This window comes from Paenibacillus glycanilyticus (assembly GCF_023715145.1).
Taxonomy (GTDB): Bacteria; Bacillota; Bacilli; order Paenibacillales; family Paenibacillaceae; genus Pristimantibacillus; species Pristimantibacillus glycanilyticus_A.
The window spans coordinates 1-16,711 of sequence record NZ_JAMBNP010000015.1; the positions used below are offsets into that span (position 1 = coordinate 1).

Sequence of the window (16,711 nt, forward strand, 5' to 3'; positions counted from 1 at the left end):
CCCTCAAGATGAGATTTCCCAACTAGTAAGACCCCTTGAAGACGACGAGGTTGATAGGTTCGGGGTGGAAGCACAGCAATGTGTGGAGCTGACGAATACTAATCGGTCGAGGGCTTATCCTAAAACACCCCCAAAAAGTGAAGTTAAGCGTTGCTGCTTATTCCGATTACTTTTCGGGGACCCCGCAAGAAACTTAAGGAGAACATTATTTCGCATCCAGTTTTCAAGGCACAAGCTTTGAATGTATTCCCTGATAGCTCAGTTGGTAGAGCACTCGACTGTTAATCGAGTTGTCACAGGTTCGAGTCCTGTTCGGGGAGCCATTTGCTCTCATAGCTCAGTAGGTAGAGTGCATCCATGGTAAGGATGAGGTCACCGGTTCGATCCCGGTTGAGAGCTCCAGAAGAATTTTGCAAGGCCCGTTGGTCAAGGGGTTAAGACACCTCCCTTTCACGGAGGTAACAGGGGTTCGAATCCCCTACGGGTCACCATTATCTTTCTTATGTTGGTGGAAACAAATTGCCTGTGGAGGCTTAGCTCAGCTGGGAGAGCATCTGCCTTACAAGCAGAGGGTCGGGGGTTCGATCCCCTCAGCCTCCACCATTACAGCTTTGGGGATTAGCCAAGCGGTAAGGCAACGGACTTTGACTCCGTCATTCCAAGGTTCGAATCCTTGATCCCCAGCCATTTTAATAAGAGCCATTAGCTCAGTTGGTAGAGCACCTGACTTTTAATCAGGGTGTCGAAGGTTCGAGTCCTTCATGGCTCACTTTTCCTTAATAAGTTTCACCCATGCGCGTATGGCGGAATTGGCAGACGCACCAGACTTAGGATCTGGCGGGCGACCGTGGGGGTTCAAGTCCCTCTACGCGCACCATACTTAAATCCAAACCTTCAGGAGATGTCCTGAAGGTTTTTTTATGCTACATTGTAGCCATATAACTTTATTTTATAAGCAAAGGAGAAGTCATAATGAATGAGACAATAACCTTGTTGAAGCAGCATAGCTCAATTCGTAAATTCACGAAGGATCCGGTTACGGGAGAACAACTGGAGGCGATATTAACAGCGGCTCAACAAGCTTCTACTTCAAGCAACATGCAGGCTTATTCCGTTATTGGTATTACGGACAAGGAATTGCGGAGCGAACTGGCCAAGCTGGCTGGCAACCAGGCATATGTCGAGGAGAGCCCCGTATTCCTCGTCTGGTGTGCGGATCTGTACCGCTGGGAGCAAGCCGCCAAACGGCATTATGATGGAGAGATGCCAAGCAGCACGGAAAACTTCATTATTGCTACCGTAGATGCGACATTAGCGGCTCAGAATGCGGCTGTCGCCGCGGAGTCTCTTGGACTTGGTATCGTGTATATCGGCGGCATACGCAATCATCCGGATAGGGTAGCGGAGCTCCTGGGGCTTCCTCAGTATGTATACCCCGTGTTTGGGATGTGCATTGGCGTTCCGGATCAGTCGCCGCTTGACCGGCCGCGCTTGCCTCTGCGCGCAGTCTATTTCGAGAATAGTTACAAACCCGATACCATAGACTCTGCTATTGATGATTATGATGAAACATTGAGCACATATATGAAGGCTAGATCGAACGGAAAAGTAAGTACGACTTGGTCGCTTGCTATGGCGGGCAAGGCTGGTCCAGTACGCATGCATATGAGATCCTTTCTACAGAAGCAGGGGTTTAAGCTCGAATAATACGGATTGTCGGATCGGGTCGCAGCGTGGGTTTATATGTCATGTGGGCAAGTATCACATTTCTGTCATTGACATCGAACCTGAGAACGATTATCATTATACCTAGTTAATTGATAATTGTTATCACGGAACGCGCTGCAGGCGCATAATTTGAAAACGATCTGCCTTACGGCATCGGAAGGAGCGTGCAGGTCAAATGATTCGTCTTGCGACTTTGAATCTGGACATTGCTTATGATGATCGACTCATCGTTCAAAATTTAAATATTGCCATCCCTCAAGGTGAAATTACAGCCCTTGTCGGCTCTAACGGATCTGGTAAATCGACCATCCTGAAGACAATGGCACGGTTAATGCATCCATCTGGAGGCAGTGTACTCTTGGACGGCAGATCGATTCACAAGCAGTCTACGAAAGAAGTGGCAAAACAGCTTGCGATTTTGCCGCAGAATCCGACAGCTCCGGACGGCCTTACGGTTGCCGAGCTTGTATCGTATGGCCGTTTCCCTTATCAGAAGGGCTTTGGTTCTTTGACGAAGGAAGACCGTCGTATTATCCAATGGGCGATTGAAGCGACTGGCATGGGTGAATTCACAGAGCGGCCTGTGGATCAATTGTCGGGTGGCCAACGCCAGCGTGCATGGATTGCAATGGCACTTGCTCAAGAGACGGATATTTTGTTCCTAGACGAACCAACAACCTTCCTGGACATGGCCCATCAGCTGGAAGTTCTTCATTTGCTGCAGAAGCTTAATGAGCTGAACAATCGTACAGTCGTGATGGTCGTCCATGATTTGAACCATGCTTCCCGCTACGCGCATCATATGGTAGCGATTAAGAAGGGTACGGTTGTAGGGGAAGGAACTCCGGCTGAAGTCATGACACCGGATATTCTGCGTGAAGTATTTAATATCGAAGCAGATATCGTTCCAGATCCTCGTACAGGAGTACCGCTTTGCCTTCCTTACGCTTTGGCTGGCGAAGCGGCTGCGGTTAAAGTGTTGCCTGACTCGAAACCTGAACGTATTTTGACTGCTGCAGGAGCATAATCATACCGAAAAGCCGTGCTGAATAGCGCGGCTTTTCCTTTCAAAAAAATTCTTTAAAAAACTTTTATAAAAGAGTTGCATTTTGTTTTCGAAGGTGATATATTATTACTTGTCGCCGCGATGATAAACAACGCAAGCGACATCGAAAGTAACATGCGGAAGTGGCTCAGCGGTAGAGCATCGCCTTGCCAAGGCGAGGGTCGCGGGTTCGATTCCCGTCTTCCGCTCCATAATGTGCGGCCTTAGCTCAGCTGGATAGAGCGTTTGACTACGAATCAAAAGGTCAGGAGTTCGAATCTCTTAGGCCGCGCCATTTCTTACTAATACTTACTTCATACTTGTCGGGATGTAGCTCAGCTTGGTAGAGCACCTGGTTTGGGACCAGGGGGTCGCATGTTCAAATCGTGTCATCCCGACCATTTAATACGCGGGTGTAGTTCAATGGTAGAACTTTAGCCTTCCAAGCTAATAGCGTGGGTTCGATTCCCATCACCCGCTCCACTTCTCAAACAATCTCCTTCTCCGGAAGGAGTTTTTATATTTTATGCCCTTATATTGGCAGCCCCCTTGGGGACTGCCTTTCGTGCGTTCTGCAAAAGAAAGTGGGGGCTTCGGGCTTCAACCGAGCGTCATTTTGTAGTATGATGATAGGAAGTTGAAAATGCGTTAAAGTACAGGAGGATCAGTATGTCGGACCAAGTAACATCGACTTTATCGGCACAACACCGGCCGCAGGCTAACAATTTGCTGCGCAGAGACGTCCGTTTCCTAGGCAACATACTTGGGGAAGTGCTCGTCCATCAAGGCGGCCGCGAACTGCTGGATATCGTCGAGCAAATTCGTGAAACAAGTAAAGCGTTACGCGCAGAATTTGTGCCCGAGCTTTTTGAACAGTTTAAGACGACAATTGCATCATTAAGCCCCGAAATTCGCCATCAAGTGATTCGTGCATTTGCGATCTACTTCCAATTGGTCAACATTGCAGAGCAAAACCATCGTATTCGCCGTAAACGCGACTACGAGCGTTCGGCCGGGGAAAGTGTACAACGAGGTTCCATTGAGAGCGCGATTTCCGATCTGAAAGAGCGCAATATAGACATTGAAGGCGTTCAAGAAATCTTGAGCAATATTTCTCTTGAGCTCGTGATGACTGCGCATCCAACGGAAGCGACTCGTCGTGCCGTACTTGATATTCATAAGCGGATTGCCGAAGATGTAATGGAGCTTGATAATCCGACTCTGACTTACCGTGAACGCGAGATCCTTCGGGACAAGCTGCTCAACGAAGTGCTTATTCTGTGGCAGACTGATGAGCTTCGCGACCGTAAGCCAACTGTTATTGATGAAGTGCGCAACGGGTTGTATTATTTCGACGAGACCTTGTTTGAAGTGCTTCCTAACGTATATGAAGAATTAGAACGGAATCTTACTAAATATTATCCGGGCGAGTCCTGGCATGTACCAAGTTATCTGCGCTTTGGCTCATGGATCGGCGGAGACCGCGACGGCAACCCGTCGGTAACCGCGAAGATAACATGGGAGACGCTGACGCTTAACCGCCAGCTTGCTATTAAGAAATATGAAGAGAAGTTAAATGAGCTTGTTGGTATTTTGAGCTTCAGCACGAACTTGGTTGAAGTATCGGAAGAGCTGATTAACTCCATTAAGAAAGACCGTGAGCATGTTGAGCTGAAGTGCATCGACTTGTGGCGCAATGCGAAGGAGCCTTACCGCATTAAGCTCGGCTTTATGCTTGAGAAGCTGGCTAATACTCGCGACGAGTCGATGAAAGGCTCGCCAATGCGTTATAACAGCGCAAGCGAGCTGCTCGAAGATCTGCATATTATCGACCGCAGCTTGCGTGGGCATTTTGCAGATTATGTAGCGGATACGCATATCGGCAAGCTGGTTCGTCAAGTTGAGCTGTTTGGCTTCCATATGCTTGCGCTTGATATCCGTCAGCACAGCCAAGAGCATGAGAATGCGATGGCTGAAGTATTGGCGAAAATGAATGTCGTGTCCGACTACGCTTCCCTGTCGGAAGAAGAGAAGATTGAATTGCTCGGCAAATTGCTGGAGGATCCTCGTCCGCTTACTTCTTCGCACCTCGATTATTCGCCGTCGACACGCGAATGTCTGGACGTATATCATACGGTATACAAAGCCCAGCAGGAGTTTGGACCGGATTGTATTTCGACTTATCTGATTAGTATGACGCAAGGCGCAAGCGACATGCTGGAGGTTATGGTATTCGCGAAAGAGGTTGGCCTGTTCCGCAAGGAAGCGGACGGAAGCGTTCGTTGCACGCTTCAATCGGTGCCTCTCTTCGAAACCATTGACGACCTTCATGCTGCTCCTGGCATCATGAAGCTGCTCTTCGAACTGCCGATTTATCGTCAGGCTGTAGCAGCAAGAGGCGACCTGCATGAGATCATGCTTGGTTACTCGGATAGCAATAAAGACGGCGGCGCGGTAACAGCAAACTGGGAGCTGCGCGTAGCTCTTAACGATATTACGGCAACTGCCGGCGAACACGGCGTGAAGCTGAAGTTTTTCCATGGACGCGGCGGTGCGCTTGGCCGTGGCGGCATGCCGCTTAACCGCAGTATCCTGGCTCAACCGCCTCATACGGTTGGCGGCGGAATTAAGATTACCGAGCAAGGCGAAGTATTGTCCTCGCGTTACTCGATGCAAGGCATTGCTTATCGCAGCCTTGAGCAAGCAACATGGGCGCTTATAACGGCTGCGCGTCTAGCTAAATATCCGCAGGCTCAGGATGATGCAGTGCTGAAAGAGTGGGAAGAGATTTCCCGTTCCATCTCGGAAACGGCTCTGAACAAATACCAGGATTTAATCTTCCGTGATCCGGACTTCCTGACTTACTTCAAAGAGTCGACTCCGCTTCCCGAGGTTGGCGAGCTGAACATCGGTTCCCGTCCATCGAAACGGAAAAACAGCGACCGCTTTGAAGATCTGCGCGCGATTCCTTGGGTATTCGCATGGACGCAAAGCCGTTACTTGCTGCCTGCATGGTATGCGGCAGGTACAGCGCTTAAGCAATACACGGGCGATGATGAGCAGCGTCTTGAAACACTGAAGACAATGTACGAGAAATTCCCGTTCTTCCGCTCGCTTATCGACAATCTGCAGATGGCACTGGCTAAAGCAGATCTGACGATTGCGAAGGAGTATGCGGATATGATCGCCGACAGCACGATTCGCGACCGCATCTTTACGCAGATCGAGAACGAATATAAGCTGACTTCGAACATGATTCTAAGAATTACGGGTCAGGATGAGATCCTGGATAACGTACCAGTTATCCAAGAGTCGATTCGTCTGCGTAACCCGTACGTGGATCCGCTCAGCTACATGCAGGTTCAATTGCTGACAGAGCTGAGAGAACTGCGCGCGAAGGAAGAAGACGATCCTGAGCTGCTACGCGAAGTACTTCTTACCATTAACGGCATTGCGGCTGGTCTGAGAAACACGGGCTAACAGCAAGGGCAATCCATAAAACCGGGCAATTCGACTTTTAACAAGTTGGATTGCCCGTTTTTTTGTTTATATATGAGAAAGATTGCTTTTCGCCTATTATTTATCCTCCTTTTAAATACGCTTAAGTTTGATTTAAGGTACAACCTTCATGATAGTAATCAAGCAAGCGACATCAATTGAAAAAACAATTGCATGAACAAAGGAGCGATAATAATGAATAATAACGAATTTGAAAATAACCATGTTGATGTAAACGATACAGATAAGACGGAATCCAAAGCAGAACATAAGCCATACACCTATACTTATGGTCCTAACCGTTCTGCAGTTGGCCTTCGTGAAGCCTACGAGCATCAATTGCAGCTGATGGAAGGCACAGATGGTTCGAATGGCGGATCCGGGCGCGGCGGCAAGAAGCAGGGTAAAAAATCGCAGGCTAAAGCGATGGTAGCGGCTTTTCTTGTTGGTGCAGTCGTAATCAGCGGCTTCATGTATGCTTCGGACCGGACGAATCTGTTTACCGCCAATCAACAGCCTTCCATAGCAACAACATTGGCAAGTAATACGGCGCAGCAGAATGCAGGTGTCAAAACCGCCTCGGCAAGCGTAGATGCTTCTATCGCGGATGTATACAAAGCAGCCTCCCCTGCGGTCGTGAAGATTGAGAACTATGCAGAACCGGTTCAAAGCAGCGGAAGAGGCTTCGGCGGAAGAGGCGGCTGGCAGGGATTTGGTGAAGTGCCGCAGGCAAGCGGAAAATCCGGTTCGCTGGACAGCTCGCAGCTGCAGTTAAGCGGTACGGGGACAGGGTTCTTTTTTGAATCGTCCGGCTACATTCTGACCAATGACCATGTTGTTGCGGGTGCAGCGCAGGTGAAGGTGCAAGTTGAAGGCTACGATGAGCCGTTTGTTGCCGAGGTTGTAGGGGAGAATGCGGATCAGGACTTGGCCGTACTTAAAATTACCGGAACAAAAGCATTCCCGACCCTAGCGATTGGCGATTCGGATCAAACGGCTATCGGGGACTGGGTGATTGCCATCGGCAACCCGTACGGCTTTGACCATACGATGACAGTTGGGGTTCTTAGCGCGAAGGAACGTCCCATTACAATCAGCGAAGAGGATGGCAGCGAGCATCAATATGAACATCTGCTGCAGACGGATGCTTCCATTAACCCCGGCAACTCCGGCGGACCGCTCTTGAATGCCAAAGGTGAAGTAATCGGAATCAACACAGCCGTAAATGCGGAGGCGCAAGGCATTGGCTTCGCTATACCGACAAGCACCATCCAGGAAACACTAAAACAACTGCTTGGTCGTACGGTTTAATGGACTTGTATTAATTATAGAAGGTTTGTGAGCGAAGAGGCAGGCATGCTTCTTCGCTTTTGCTATTAATGGGGAGACGAATAAAGGCGGAAAACTCGCCAAATTCATTTTGCTTTTGTAGTAAAAGAACCGATATAATAGACCAGATGCGAATGGAGGATTTTTGTACAATGAAAACTTCATCTGGCTATTGGACAGGCGTAATCATGGTTATTATCGCTGCGGCATGCTACGGAATGATGTCGCCGGTTCTAAAGCTTGCTTATAAGCAGGAGTATACCTTTCAACAAATTACCGTGCATCAGGTCGGCTTGGGGGCTGCGCTCCTATGGATTCTGATTCTGCTTCGGCCGGGTACCTGGAGCAAGCTGGCCTTCAGCTTCAAGCATTGGGGGGCATTAGCGTTTACCGGCATTTTTGGCCTTAGCATGACGACGGTATTTTATAATCAAACGCTGGAGAAGCTGGATGCTTCTTTCTCAATTGTCTTGCTTTTTCAGTTCATGTGGATTACGATTTTTCTAGAAAGTTTGCGGAACCGGAAATGGCCGACCAGATGGCAATGGGCAGCTATTGTCATAAGCATGGCAGGAACGGTATTGGCTGCCGGATTGCTTCAAAATAAGCTTATGGATATGGACTGGGCAGGCGTAGGATTTGGACTAGCCTCGGCGTTGTCTTACAGCCTGTTTCTGTTTTTGGCCGGAAGAGTGGCACCTGGTTATGATCCCGTATATAAATCGGCTATTATGATGTCATGTGGATTTATCGTTATTCTAGCCTTGTATGGCTATAAGGCATTTGAGGGCGGACAGGATCAGCAATGGGGACTTCTGGGATGGGGGTTCGCGCTTGGGCTGATCGGACAAGTTATGCCGACTGTCTTCTTTAATGCCGGTATTCCGCGGGTCGGAAGCGGGTTGGCTTCCATGCTTGGAGCGATGGAGCTGCCCTTTGCGGTTGTCAGCGCCTGGCTTATTCTCGGAGAGTCGATATCGCTTAGCGATATAATCGGCATCGTGCTCATTCTTGGGGGAGTTGTGCTGGCTGAATACGGCTCCCGACGAAGACAGCAAACGGTTCAAACGTGAGAGGACGCTTACGAAGTAAGAATTATCACGAAGAGCACGTGATTGGAGCATGCTTACGAAGTAAGAATTATCACGAAAGGCATGTGATTGGAGCATGCTTACGAAGTAAGAATTATCACGAAAGAGCACGTGATTGGACCATGCTTACGAAGTAAGAATTATCACGAAAGGCATGTGATAATTCTTTGTAGGAGGATGAATAGTGAATGTATTGGAAGCCCGCCTCGCCCGGTTAGCGTTGAAAGGCGACCAGCGGGCATTTGCTGAGCTTGTAGGGCTGTATCAGGACAAGCTGTTCCATATGGCCTACCGAATGTTATATAACCGCCAGGAGGCGGAGGACGTCGTTCAGGAAACCTTTCTGCGTGTCTATAAAAATCTGGAGCGATATGATGAGTCGCTTAAATTTTCGACGTGGATCTACCGGATCGCGACTAATCTGTGCATCGACCGGCTGAGGAAGCGCAAGCCCTCCTACTCGCTGGACGCCGAGTCCACGGATCATGAAGGACTGGACGGCTATTCCATGATCCCAAGCGATGACCGTACGCCAGAGTCGGAGCTGCTGCTGTCGGAGACCCAGCGCATTATTCATGATTCCATTGATTCGCTGCCTCCGAAGTACAAGACGATTATGATGCTCCGCTATATTCAGGAGATGTCTCTGCAAGAAATCAGCGATGTGCTCGATATGCCGGTGACGACGATCAAGACACGCGTCCACCGCGGCAGGGAGTTTCTGCGGAAAAAACTGGAGCACAAGCTATAACGCAAAAAAAGTGAAACATCTGATGCGAGCTGTACGTACTTTATAAATGTGAAGAGCTTATGCGCGAGCAAACGAATGAAAGGACTGGCTGCTATGAACTGCAACGTCGCGGTTGTATGGATGCATGACTATTTGGACGGCGATCTGCCGCGCGAAGATGCGCGAGAATTACAAACTCATCTGCACTCATGTCCCGCTTGCCTAGCCCGCTTTGAACAGCTGGAGAAGACGGAAGCGATGATGCTGGGTACAATTGAGCACACCGTTTCTATTCCGGATTATGATAAATCAGCTTTAACTGACCGTATTATGGCGCAGCTGCCGAAACCGGCAATAACCAAAGAGCGTCGCGGCTTGCTTCGGTACATTTACAAGTATCCGGGCCTTACTGCTGCCGCGTTGTTCGTTCTTGTTATGCTTGGCAGCTTCACTTCGATATGGGAGCAGGATTCCAAGCTGATTGTATCCGGTGAAGATCTGCAGCAGGTAGTCATTAATGGAAACACGGTTACGGTTCCCGAAGGTGCCCACGTGAAGGGTAATTTGGTTGTCGAGAATGGAACGGCTGATGTGAAGGGTGAAGTGGATGGCAATGTTACGGTCATCGACGGAAGCCTGAATCTGGCATCAACCGGGTACATTACCGGACAAAGCCGAACCATTGATCAGGCGCTTGACTGGTTCTGGTACAAAGTGACGGAAACGTTCAGCGGATTGGCTTCTTAGGACGAACTGCCTCTCTTGCAGAGAGGCAGTTATTTTTTTTCTAAAAAAAAGGGTTTCCAAGAGCAATTCTAGAAAATAATAAAGTTGAATCCAAATAAACGTAAACGTTTTGCGGGTGAAATATAAGCGCAGTATAGAGAAGTTATATACAATCTTATATTTTAAAGATGAGTGTCGTCGGCAGTTTGGGGGTTGATCTATGAATTACTTCAACGATTTGACTTGGAATGGCTGGATTAAGGACATCATTGATGTCGGCATTGTTAGTTATATCATCTATAAATTGATTTTGCTTGTGAGGGGTACAAGAGCCGTCCAGCTACTGAAAGGGATACTGGTACTGGTCGGTACCTGGGCAATCAGCACCTGGTTTAACTTGTATACGCTGAAATGGCTGATGAACCAGATGTTTACGTTTGGCGTCGTGTCCGTACTTATTATTTTTCAACCGGAGCTTCGGCGCGCGCTCGAGCAATTGGGGCGCGGCAAGCTGTTTGCTCGTACATCATCGCTGGAGAAGGATATTGTGGCTGAACAGGTCGAGAGCGTCATGAAAGCCGTTCAGCATATGTCTCAGCGAAGCGTCGGGGCACTGATCGTCTTTGAACGTAATACAGGAGTCAGCGAGCTCATTGAATCCGGGATCCAGATGGAGTCGCGGATTACATCCGAGCTGCTCATAAATATTTTCACGCCGAATACGCCGCTCCATGACGGAGCCGTAATAATCCGGGGCAATCAGATAATGGCTGCCGGCTGTTATCTGCCGCTCTCTGAAAATCCGTTTATCAGCAAGGAGCTTGGGACTCGTCACCGTGCCGCTATCGGGGTGAGCGAGGTCAGCGACGCCGTTGCGGTTATCGTATCGGAAGAGACGGGACAAGTCTCCCTCGCGATTAACGGAATGATCGTTCGCGATATTAAGGAAGAATCGCTTATTTCCAAGCTGTTCGAGGAGCTGACGCCAAAGCAGACGAGCAGCAAGGAGCGGGCAACCGTGTCTTCGTTCTCGTTCTCGTTCTGGAAGCGGAAAGGGGGCCGCGATGGATAAGTGGTTAAGTCATCCGACGATGCTCAGAATTCTCTCTGTCGCCATTGCTTTGCTTCTGTGGGCGGTTGTCCATTTCGATCCGGAATCGACGCCGGCCACCGTTACTTCTAATTTGGATACCAAAGTCATTGAGGCCGCATCGGTTATCCCGACGGGACTTGATGAAACGAAATATGCACTCGTAAATGTCGAACCTACCGTAGTCCGGCTTGTCGTGGAAGGGCGCCGTGCCAGTCTGCTGACCTTGAAGGACGAAGATTATGTTGTACATCTGGATCTAAGCCATGTGACCGCAGGCGAGCATGTGGTGCCGTTGACCTATGATTTGCCCAAGGGCATTAGTCTGATTGAAATGTCTCCCCGTTCCGCTACTGTAGATGTAGTGGAGATCGAGACGAAGACCTTCGATCTTGGGGTCGCAACGGAAGGGACGCCAGCGAATGGTTATATCGCAGGTGCGCCAACGGTGAAATCCGGCACAATCGTGAACATCACGCTGCCGAAGGACGAGATGGCTCTTGTCGGAGCGGTGCGAACAACCGTCGATATTGAAGGCGCGGAGAAGACCGTCGTCAATAAAAAAGCGCAGGTTGTCGTTTACGATACGGAAGGCGAAGCAATGGAGCATGCCATCATCCGGCCTTCTACAGTAGAAGTCGAGGTTCCGGTTACGCCGCCGATGAAGACGATGCCGCTGCAGATCAGCTTCACGGGAAGTCTGCCGGATGGTCTCAGCATAAGCTCGGTGAAGGCGGATATTGATAAGGTCGCCGTATACGGCGACCAGAAGCTGCTGGATTCCATGGAAACCTATACTGGCGGCGTTACGGTTGATTTATCGAAGATTAAGGAAACGGGTACGGTAAAAGCCAAAGTATCGGCAGTAGGCGATGTGAAGATGGTCGAGCCGTCAGAAATCGATGTAGCCGTTACGGTAGTTCCTTCCCAGACGTTAACGCTGGACCGAAGCGTGATCTTGAATGACCTGCCGGAAGGCTTGAAGGCTGCCTTCAAGGATCCTGCGGATGGTCATATCTCGGTTACCGTCCATGGATCGTCCAATATGCTGGCGGCGCTTCAGGACGAAGATGTGCGCCTGATCGCGGACTTGAGCGAAGCGAAGATTGGTCAGACAACGTTTCCGATTCTTGTGAAGCTCCCAAGGTTTATCGACCTGGCCGATAAGTCGCAGAAGTTCACGGTTACGCTGGATATTACGGATAAAAATGCAACAGGCGGCGGGAACAACACGGATGAAGGCAGCGGGAACGGGGATGTTCCCGCTGGCGGTCAGCCGGAGGGCTCGCCTAGTCATTCGCCGCCGCCGGCAACGTCGGATCCGGGCTCAAATACCGGTGCCGGCAACGGTAACGGCTCCGGAGACAATACGGGCACGGATAATGGTTCGAACACCGATCCCGATCCCGGTTCAGGCACAGGCAACGAGACAGAACCGGATACCAGCCCGTGAAGCTTGTATTTGGAAGCGGGAGATTGAAAAGTAGTTTAAATGAGGCCTCCGATCGAGTAGGATTAGGAATAGGCTATTGCAGCAGCAGATTTAACGACAAAAGGGGCATGAGAAAATATGGGGAAATATTTTGGTACGGACGGAGTGCGAGGAGTAGCCAATCAGGAGCTTACTCCGGAGCTTGCTTATAAAATCGGCCGCTGCGGCGGTTATGTGTTAACAGGTCAGGCGGATAAGCCTAAGGTGGTTATCGGCCTGGATACGCGGATCTCGGGTCCGATGCTGGAAGCAGCGCTTATCGCAGGTCTTTTGTCGATTGGCGCGAGCGTTATTCGTCTTGGCGTCGTATCGACTCCAGCGGTTGCGTATATCACGCGCGAGCTTAAAGCGGATGCGGGCGTCATGATCTCGGCTTCTCATAATCCGGTTCAAGATAACGGCATTAAGTTCTTTGGCGGCGACGGCTTCAAGCTGTCCGATGAGACAGAGCTTGAGATCGAGCGCCTGATTGATGCGGAAGTGGATGAGCTGCCTCGTCCAATCGGCGGCGAGATTGGAACGGTAACGAATGACGACAACGCGAAATATCGTTTCCTCGATTATTTGAAAACAACGATTAAAGGCGATTTCGCAGGCTTGAAGATCGTTCTTGACTGTGCGCATGGCTCGGCTTACGAGCTGGCGCCCAAAGTATTCCGCGAGCTTGGAGCGGAGATTATTACCGTTGGCGCGGAGCCGGACGGCCGCAACATTAATGCGGGCGTTGGTTCAACGCATCCGGAATATTTGCGCGAGCAGGTATTGGCGCACGGCGCGGATTTGGGACTTTCGTTCGACGGCGATGCTGACCGTCTGATCGCTATTGACGATAAGGGCGAGGAAGTCGACGGCGACTATATCCTGTGCATTTGCGGCGATGCGATGAAGCGGGCCGGCAAGCTGAAGAACGACACCATCGTTACGACGGTCATGGCGAATATTGGCTTCTTCAAAGCGACGCAGCGTCTTGGTCTGCAAACCGCGCAAACAGCGGTAGGCGACCGCTACGTGATGGAAGAAATGCGCCGCGGCGGCTATAACCTGGGCGGCGAGCAGTCCGGCCATGTTATTTTCCTCGATTACAATACAACCGGCGACGGCATCCTGACGGCTCTGCAGCTGGTAGACACGCTTGTGGCATCAGGCCAGAAGCTGAGCGAGCTGAAGAACCTGATGAGCAAATATCCGCAGGTGCTGGTCAACGTTCGCGTAGAGGACAAGGGCCTGTACGCAGGAAACGCTGCAATCGCAAGTGCCGTTGAGCAAGTCGAGCAGGAGCTTGGCGATAACGGCCGCGTGCTTGTTCGTCCTTCCGGCACGGAATCGCTTATCCGCGTAATGGCCGAAGGCCCGGAAAAGGACCAGATCGAAAATTATGTGGCTCGAATCGTTGACGTGGTGAAAAAGCAATTAGGCTAAGCGTTAGCAGCCTTAAGCAGGCATAGGTCTAGTGTTGCCGACAAGTATAAAGTCTCCACGATTCCGTGGAGACTTTACATTTGCGGCTAGGCTAATGAATATATAGGTAATGTAAGGGAATTCATTTATTTGTAAATATGGGGCAAATGTAAGGCAGGGCTTGGGCAATTCGGACGAGAAGGCGTATATTAATAGGAGAAAATGCGGGCGTTGTTCGTCCTGCGCCTAAAGTTCAGGTTGCGAAACCAGTCGAAAGTGAATATGATAGGAAGTATGATTCCAGCAGGAAAGCGAGGATAGAGGTTACATTCATGTTTTATAAGCGCCAGAGCTTCAAGGGGATGACGTTCTTCCAATCAGGGTTGCGATGATGGAAGGAGCATACATGAAGCTGACGAGGTGGGGGTGTTCGAAATGTTCGGCGGGGACCTCCCGGTTACTGTAAGCCAACCGAAAGCCGTAACGCAAAAAGATTGGGTGACTGATCTCACAAACGTTCGGCAGGCTGCAATTATTGATATTATCATTTCGAGTTAGTAAACATGCTCCCGTATGTCTATGGTGCCGCCTGAGAGGTCGGCACGGGCAATAGGGGAAATAACGCCTGTGCCGCATATAGGCTGGCAGCCGTAGTCATAGTTGGGAGACAACTATCGATTATCGGAGGTTTTTATATATGTGTGGTATTGTTGGATATATTGGTAAACGCGATTCTCAGGATATTTTGATCGAAGGGTTGAAGAAGCTGGAATACCGGGGTTATGACTCCGCTGGTATTGCAGTATTCACAACGAACGGACTGGAGATCAAGAAATCCAAAGGCCGTCTGGCTGTGCTGGAGGATAAACTGCGCGATGAGCCGCTGGCCGGATCGGTTGGTATCGGTCATACGCGTTGGGCTACTCATGGCAAGCCATCGGACGTTAACTCGCATCCTCATACAGATAACTCGGCGAAGTTCTCGGTCGTGCATAACGGCATTGTCGAAAACTACCTGGATCTGAAAGATGAGCTGATTGCGAAGGGCCATCGTTTTGTGTCGGAGACTGACACGGAGGTTATCTCGCACCTGGTTGCTGACGAATACGACGGCAACGTTGTCGAAGCGGTACAACGTGCTGTAAAACGCATGCGCGGCGCATTTGCGCTTGGCGTGCTGACTGAATTCGAACCAGAGCGTCTGGTTGCGGTTCGTTTTGCAAGCCCGCTTGTAATCGGTATCGGCGAAGGCGAGAACTTTATCGGGTCGGATATTCCGGCAATTTTGGAGCATACTCGAAATGTATATATCTTGAACGACGGCGAAATGGCTGTATTGACACGCGATGGTGTCGAACTCATGACGACTGAGGGCGAATTTATTTCCAAGGAAATATACCATGTCGATTGGGATCTCGTCACAGCAGAGAAAGCCGGATTTGATCATTTTATGCTGAAAGAAATTTATGAGCAGCCAAAGGCTTACCGAGACACCATGCTGGGCCGCATCGCGGAAGATGGCAAGTCCGTAAACCTGCAAGAGCTGACCATGACAGCGGATTACGTGAAGTCGATCCGTAAAGTGCACATCGTTGCTTGCGGTACCGCTTATCATGCCGGCATGGTTGGCAAAACGGTTATTGAATCGCTCGCGCGCATTCCGGTTGAGACGGATGTAGCTTCCGAATACCGTTACCGTTCGCCAATCATTACGCCTGACACGCTCGTGATCGTTGTAAGCCAATCCGGCGAAACAGCGGATACGCTGGCAGCGCTTCGTGAAGCAAAACGTAACGGTGCGCGCGTTCTGGCGATTACTAACGTTGTGGGGAGCTCGGTTGCCCGCGAAGCGGATGACGTGCTCGTTACTTTGGCGGGTCCCGAGATTGCGGTAGCATCGACAAAGGCTTACACGTCGCAGCTGGTTGTATTCTATCTGTTTGGCTTGCACTTGGCAGGCATCCTGGGCACGAAAGACGAAGCAACGGTTGCTGGCCTGATCACCGCGATGAACGAGCTTCCTGAGCAAGTAGAGAGCATCCTCGATAATGCTCCCGTGCTGAAGCAAGTAGCGGAGTCGATCTCGCATCATAAGAGCCTGTTCTTCATCGGCCGCGGAGTGGACTATGCAGTTGCGCAAGAAGGATCGCTGAAGCTGAAAGAAATCTCGTACATTCACTCCGAAGCTTATGCTGCAGGCGAGCTGAAGCACGGTACGCTGGCGCTGATCGAAGAAGGCATTCCGGTTATCGCATTGGTAACCCAAGAAGAGCTGTACGAGAAAACGCTGAGCAATATCAAGGAAGTAAAAGCGCGCGGCGCTCATGTACTGGGCCTCGCTAATGCCGGCAACGAAGTTGAGGTTGGCAAATCGGTTGACGAATTGTTCGCGATTCCGAAGACCTTGCCGCTTCTGACGCCAGCTCTGTCCGTTGTACCGCTTCAACTGATCTCCTATTACGCATCTCTGGCCCTTGGCCATGACGTTGATAAGCCGCGTAACCTGGCTAAATCCGTAACGGTCGAGTAAGGGATTCATTCTAGTCGTATTAAGTAAGATATTAAATAAAAGAACAACTCCCTA

The 16,711-nt window shown here is 50.1% G+C and carries 11 protein-coding genes, 11 tRNA genes and 1 rRNA gene; all 23 read left to right on the forward strand.

The features are described 5' to 3' along the window. Window positions 1-122 (forward strand): 23S ribosomal RNA (locus M3194_RS27330); the annotation flags it as partial. Between the two features lie 125 nt (window positions 123-247). Beyond that, window positions 248-323 (forward strand) — tRNA-Asn (locus M3194_RS27335). 3 nt (window positions 324-326) lie between these two features. Then, window positions 327-402: transfer RNA gene (locus tag M3194_RS27340), tRNA-Thr, on the forward strand. Window positions 403-416: 14 nt separating this feature from the next. Next, a tRNA-Glu gene (locus M3194_RS27345) sits at window positions 417-491 on the forward strand. A 36-nt stretch (window positions 492-527) separates the two neighbouring features. Continuing rightward, a tRNA-Val gene (locus M3194_RS27350) sits at window positions 528-603 on the forward strand. Between the two features lie 9 nt (window positions 604-612). Beyond that, window positions 613-687: transfer RNA gene (locus tag M3194_RS27355), tRNA-Gln, on the forward strand. Between the two features lie 9 nt (window positions 688-696). Then, a tRNA-Lys gene (locus M3194_RS27360) sits at window positions 697-769 on the forward strand. A gap of 25 nt (window positions 770-794) precedes the next feature. After that, a tRNA-Leu gene (locus tag M3194_RS27365) sits at window positions 795-877 on the forward strand. Between the two features lie 95 nt (window positions 878-972). Next, the gene (nfsA, locus tag M3194_RS27370) at window positions 973-1,707 is read left to right on the forward strand and encodes an oxygen-insensitive NADPH nitroreductase (protein WP_251657304.1); all 735 of its coding nucleotides are present in this window, start codon (window positions 973-975) and stop codon (window positions 1,705-1,707) included. A gap of 196 nt (window positions 1,708-1,903) precedes the next feature. Continuing rightward, window positions 1,904-2,755, forward strand: coding sequence for an ABC transporter ATP-binding protein (locus M3194_RS27375; RefSeq protein ID WP_251657305.1), 852 nt, complete (start codon window positions 1,904-1,906; stop codon window positions 2,753-2,755). Between the two features lie 155 nt (window positions 2,756-2,910). Beyond that, a tRNA-Gly gene (locus M3194_RS27380) sits at window positions 2,911-2,985 on the forward strand. A gap of 6 nt (window positions 2,986-2,991) precedes the next feature. Further along, window positions 2,992-3,068: transfer RNA gene (locus M3194_RS27385), tRNA-Arg, on the forward strand. A 29-nt stretch (window positions 3,069-3,097) separates the two neighbouring features. Next, window positions 3,098-3,174, forward strand: a tRNA-Pro gene (locus M3194_RS27390). Window positions 3,175-3,182: 8 nt separating this feature from the next. Then, window positions 3,183-3,256 (forward strand) — tRNA-Gly (locus tag M3194_RS27395). Window positions 3,257-3,442: 186 nt separating this feature from the next. Beyond that, window positions 3,443-6,253 carry a phosphoenolpyruvate carboxylase gene (gene ppc, locus M3194_RS27400; RefSeq protein ID WP_251657306.1) on the forward strand — a complete coding sequence of 937 codons (2,811 nt, stop codon included), beginning with the start codon at window positions 3,443-3,445 and terminating at the stop codon, window positions 6,251-6,253. Window positions 6,254-6,466: 213 nt separating this feature from the next. Continuing rightward, entirely contained in the window at window positions 6,467-7,582 is a 1,116-nt protein-coding gene (locus M3194_RS27405) for a S1C family serine protease (protein ID WP_251657307.1), read from the forward strand. Between the two features lie 170 nt (window positions 7,583-7,752). Continuing rightward, entirely contained in the window at window positions 7,753-8,673 is a 921-nt protein-coding gene (locus tag M3194_RS27410; RefSeq protein ID WP_251657308.1) for an EamA family transporter, read from the forward strand. Between the two features lie 202 nt (window positions 8,674-8,875). After that, window positions 8,876-9,442, forward strand: coding sequence for an RNA polymerase sigma factor SigW (gene sigW, locus M3194_RS27415; RefSeq protein ID WP_091183636.1), 567 nt, complete (start codon window positions 8,876-8,878; stop codon window positions 9,440-9,442). Window positions 9,443-9,517: 75 nt separating this feature from the next. After that, window positions 9,518-10,168, forward strand: a complete 651-nt coding sequence (locus M3194_RS27420; protein WP_311292242.1) for a zf-HC2 domain-containing protein — start codon at window positions 9,518-9,520, stop codon at window positions 10,166-10,168. 199 nt (window positions 10,169-10,367) lie between these two features. After that, window positions 10,368-11,219, forward strand: coding sequence for a diadenylate cyclase CdaA (cdaA, locus tag M3194_RS27425; RefSeq protein ID WP_251657309.1), 852 nt, complete (start codon window positions 10,368-10,370; stop codon window positions 11,217-11,219). Continuing rightward, window positions 11,212-12,690, forward strand: coding sequence for a CdaR family protein (locus M3194_RS27430; protein WP_251657310.1), 1,479 nt, complete (start codon window positions 11,212-11,214; stop codon window positions 12,688-12,690). Before cdaA ends, M3194_RS27430 begins: the two co-directional genes overlap by 8 nt. A 117-nt stretch (window positions 12,691-12,807) precedes the next feature. Then, the gene (gene glmM / locus M3194_RS27435; RefSeq protein ID WP_251657311.1) at window positions 12,808-14,148 is read left to right on the forward strand and encodes a phosphoglucosamine mutase; all 1,341 of its coding nucleotides are present in this window, start codon (window positions 12,808-12,810) and stop codon (window positions 14,146-14,148) included. A gap of 676 nt (window positions 14,149-14,824) precedes the next feature. Further along, window positions 14,825-16,657 (forward strand): glutamine--fructose-6-phosphate transaminase (isomerizing), encoded by a 1,833-nt coding sequence (gene glmS, locus M3194_RS27440; RefSeq protein ID WP_251657312.1) that lies wholly within the window; start codon window positions 14,825-14,827, stop codon window positions 16,655-16,657. Window positions 16,658-16,711 lie beyond the last annotated feature (54 nt).

Bases quoted from the DNA above. Each gene is read 5' to 3' on its own strand.
- nfsA (WP_251657304.1), top strand. From the start codon at position 973: ATGAATGAGACAATAACCTTGTTGAAGCAGCATAGCTCAATTCGTAAA.
- M3194_RS27375 (WP_251657305.1), top strand. From the start codon at position 1,904: ATGATTCGTCTTGCGACTTTGAATCTGGACATTGCTTATGATGATCGA.
- ppc (WP_251657306.1), top strand. From the start codon at position 3,443: ATGTCGGACCAAGTAACATCGACTTTATCGGCACAACACCGGCCGCAG.
- M3194_RS27405 (WP_251657307.1), top strand. From the start codon at position 6,467: ATGAATAATAACGAATTTGAAAATAACCATGTTGATGTAAACGATACA.
- M3194_RS27410 (WP_251657308.1), top strand. From the start codon at position 7,753: ATGAAAACTTCATCTGGCTATTGGACAGGCGTAATCATGGTTATTATC.
- M3194_RS27420 (WP_311292242.1), top strand. From the start codon at position 9,518: ATGAAAGGACTGGCTGCTATGAACTGCAACGTCGCGGTTGTATGGATG.
- cdaA (WP_251657309.1), top strand. From the start codon at position 10,368: ATGAATTACTTCAACGATTTGACTTGGAATGGCTGGATTAAGGACATC.
- M3194_RS27430 (WP_251657310.1), top strand. From the start codon at position 11,212: ATGGATAAGTGGTTAAGTCATCCGACGATGCTCAGAATTCTCTCTGTC.
- glmM (WP_251657311.1), top strand. From the start codon at position 12,808: ATGGGGAAATATTTTGGTACGGACGGAGTGCGAGGAGTAGCCAATCAG.
- glmS (WP_251657312.1), top strand. From the start codon at position 14,825: ATGTGTGGTATTGTTGGATATATTGGTAAACGCGATTCTCAGGATATT.